Annotated in this window: 5 protein-coding genes; 3 read left to right on the forward strand and 2 right to left on the reverse strand. The window is 46.5% G+C overall.

Annotation, left to right across the window (positions count from 1 at the left end; all coding sequences use genetic code 11):
- Positions 1–456: 456 nt before the first annotated feature.
- A complete protein-coding gene (locus ACR2PX_RS05410) occupies positions 457–891 on the forward strand; it encodes a hypothetical protein (protein WP_433998345.1) in 435 nt (144 codons plus the stop codon).
- A 61-nt stretch (positions 892–952) separates the two neighbouring features.
- Here ACR2PX_RS05410 and ACR2PX_RS05415 read toward each other — a convergent pair whose 3' ends face one another.
- The gene (locus ACR2PX_RS05415; protein WP_433998349.1) at positions 953–1393 is read right to left on the reverse strand and encodes an IS66 family transposase; all 441 of its coding nucleotides are present in this window, start codon (positions 1391–1393) and stop codon (positions 953–955) included.
- Here ACR2PX_RS05415 and ACR2PX_RS05420 point away from each other — a divergent pair.
- A complete protein-coding gene (locus ACR2PX_RS05420) occupies positions 1319–1504 on the forward strand; it encodes a hypothetical protein (protein WP_433998346.1) in 186 nt (61 codons plus the stop codon). The genes ACR2PX_RS05415 and ACR2PX_RS05420 overlap by 75 nt on opposite strands.
- A 269-nt stretch (positions 1505–1773) precedes the next feature.
- On the opposite strand, the gene znuB is transcribed toward ACR2PX_RS05420, so the two are convergent.
- Positions 1774–2574 carry a zinc ABC transporter permease subunit ZnuB gene (znuB, locus tag ACR2PX_RS05425; protein WP_433998347.1) on the reverse strand — a complete coding sequence of 267 codons (801 nt, stop codon included), beginning with the start codon at positions 2572–2574 and terminating at the stop codon, positions 1774–1776.
- Positions 2575–2836: 262 nt separating this feature from the next.
- Between znuB and ACR2PX_RS05430 the strand changes: the two genes are divergently transcribed.
- On the forward strand, positions 2837–3056 hold a 220-nt coding region (locus tag ACR2PX_RS05430), incomplete at its 3' end, for a hypothetical protein (protein WP_433998348.1).

Genomic DNA, 3056 nt, shown 5'->3' on the forward strand with positions numbered 1-3056 from the left:
GGCTCTATCCTTTGCTGTTCTCGGGATCAAAGTCAGTAAGGATAGACAAAAGAAAATGACGGGTATTTCCCATAGGTTGGAGGGCTGCACTGGGCAAAAAGTCGCCGCGAAGCGGCCTACCTTGACCAGAACCTGAAGGATGAGTTGAGTGGGTTGCTGAAGGTGGCTTCGGTGATTGTGCCTTCGGCCAAGGCTCGGGGAATAAGAAACCCTTTCAAGGATAAATCAGCTAACGAAATTGATGAAATGTTTAAAAAGAAAGGATTTCGCGAATCAGGACCCGATCCTCTTAAAGGAGTGGGGGGTATGTAAATCCAAATACAGGTCGATCATATCATATAGACCCAGTAGATTACGGTAAGTTCAGAGAACCCAATCATGTGGATGTCAACAGACCACGAGATTACAAAGGGAACCTTAATAAGAAAAAATATCCATATATGGAGTAACCTGACAATGTCACTAAACGAGTTAATTAGAAATTTTCGTTGTTTTCTGTTGTCCAGCTGGCCTCAGTTTGTCAAAGTTCAAAAACATTTAGACTGGGATGAAAATCCATATTTTTTTGATATCTGGCTACAGGCAAATTGGGAATTAATGGTTGAATTCCAAGCCTTGGAAAGAGATCAATATTTAACTCCATATGGTTATGATAACTCCGCTGGTTGCCGCCATATTAACAAAGATAAGATGGCGACCCATAGACTAGTGTGTAAAAGCAGTAGTAATAAAAACGAAGAATCATATTTTTTATGCTTTTCTACAAAAATAGGAAGAGGATGCCAACTTTCTCCACCCTTTGACTGGGTTGATGTTGAAGGTAAGGTGACAGGTAAGAGATTCAGTATGCCGTTAAAAGATGTTACTTTTTTCTTGGAAACCATTGAATAACTCATGATTACAGCTTGCTAACTATCTCCGAAAATTTCATATATATTCAGGAGGTAGTTACTCAATAACTACTGCAAAGCCCACAAGGTAAAATGCGAGACGCTTTTTCAATCAAGCCTGACAGCCTTGGAAATGATCCACTGCTTGTTAGTCTGTCTGTCAGATAGTCCCAAAATGAAAGACCATACAGGCGACACGTTTTCTTCAGGCTGGCAAAAGTGTCGCGACATTGCCGCCCAGCTTCGCTCTTCGTCCCGCCGCTGACCTTTCGTCGCTTGACGTACTCACGTATCTGACTCTCGCTCAGGTTGTTGTGCAACGGTAAGCTTGGATCTTTCAAAACCAGCAGTAACTCTTCTTCGATTAAGGCCAGCCCTGACAGCGCGTCCTGAAGAGGCTCGCAGTACGTCTGGGTCTGGATAAGCGCATGAAATCCCAGCCATACCTTCAGCGCTTTTTCTTCGTCAGGCTCAGCCTTGAAGGCTTTCAGGTCATCGTAGATGGCCCAGAACCATGTCCTGCAACACTTCTAGGCCATGGCCTGCTGATCATTAACCGGATGGACTTTGGCCAGCCCCCGTTCTGCATGAATCCATGCACTGGCTGTGCTTAAATACGTCAAACTCGGGATACTTGCGCTCCTCCAGATAAGCCAGAGCATTTTCTGTCAATGTGTAGGTTTTCCACGGACGGCGCAGCAAACTCAGAAAGTTTTCCCGGCTCTTACTGCCTGTGCTGGCGAACCAAGCAAAGGATTCATTGTTGATGATGGTGCAATAGCCATTTTGCCCTTTATGCCTTGTGCCTGTGTCGTCTGTCTGGATATAGCTGGAGCATCGAATGCCTGGGAGAATGAATGGGCCAGAAGCACTGGCCCATGATTTAGCTGCGCTTGAAGTTCAGGCTTAAAACAAAAATCAGGAAGCTGCAGACAACAACGGAGGGCCCTGCCGGTGTATCCAGCTGCCATGAGGCGGCCAAACCTCCTGCGACACTTAATAAACCAATAATGCCGGCAGTCACTGCCATTTGTTCCGGTGTTCTCGAAAACCTCTGAGCAGTCGCGGCAGGAATAATCATCAGGGAAGTGATCAACAGTACACCGACAATTTTCATGGCTACGGCAATCACCAGGGCCATCATCAATGTCAGAATAAACTTGGTTCTTCGAACCGGAAACCCTTCAACCTGGGCCAGCTCGGCATGAATGGTCATCGCCAGAAGAGGTCGCCACAGGCAGGCCAGGGTAATGAGAACCAAGGCGCCTCCGCCAAATATCCAGAACAGATCTTCTGGTGCCGTGGCCAGAATATCGCCGAACAGATAGGACATCATGTCGATTCGAACGTTCTCGGCAAAGCTGACAGCAACAAGACCCAGGGACAAACTACTGTGTGCGAGAATCCCCAGTAGCGTGTCTGACGCCATTTTCTGTTGTTCCTGAAGAGAGACCAGCAGAGCAGCAAGAAACAGGGAGCAAACAATAATGGCCAGGTTAAGATCAACGTCGAGCAGCAATCCCAGAGCAACGCCCAGAAGTGCTGAATGAGCAAGAGTGTCGCCAAAATAGGCCATCTTCCTCCAGACAACAAAACAGCCTAAGGGACCTGCCACTATGGCAACCCCGGATCCTGCCAGCAGCGCAGTGAATACAGACATGGTGATCGTGAGGCTGGTGGACATGGGTCATGACAAAGGGGGCTAGCAACTAAAAGATGTTATATTGTAACTAAATTATGCCTGAATAGAAAACCGTCGTTTGATGGCTCTGTGCAGGGCATGCTTTAGAACAGGCGCAAGCGTCTGGTAACTTTTATATCAGCGAAAGACTATAACTCACTGCCGTTTTTTGCTTTCCAGGCAGTCTCTCTGCTGTCTTGACCGTCAAGAATTCCTGACTACTCTTAAGCACTGATTCAATTCGAACCCTCAGGGAAAACACGTTATGAGTCAATCAAAGTGTTGCAAAGACTTTTTCAATTTACTCTTTCAATGCTTGATCGCAACCGCCTTTGTATTGATTCATAACGTGCCTCTCCAAGCCTCTGATTTTGGTCGTTCAACCTATTCAGACGACAACGAATGCCCGTACCAAGCAGAAGAGAGTTCGCAGCAAGCCCTGGAATATTTCAAAAACAATACCCGGTTTCTTTCCCTGACTGGCT

The sequence above is a fragment of the Endozoicomonas sp. genome, assembly GCF_051008435.1.
Classification (GTDB): Bacteria; Pseudomonadota; Gammaproteobacteria; order Pseudomonadales; family Endozoicomonadaceae; genus Endozoicomonas_A.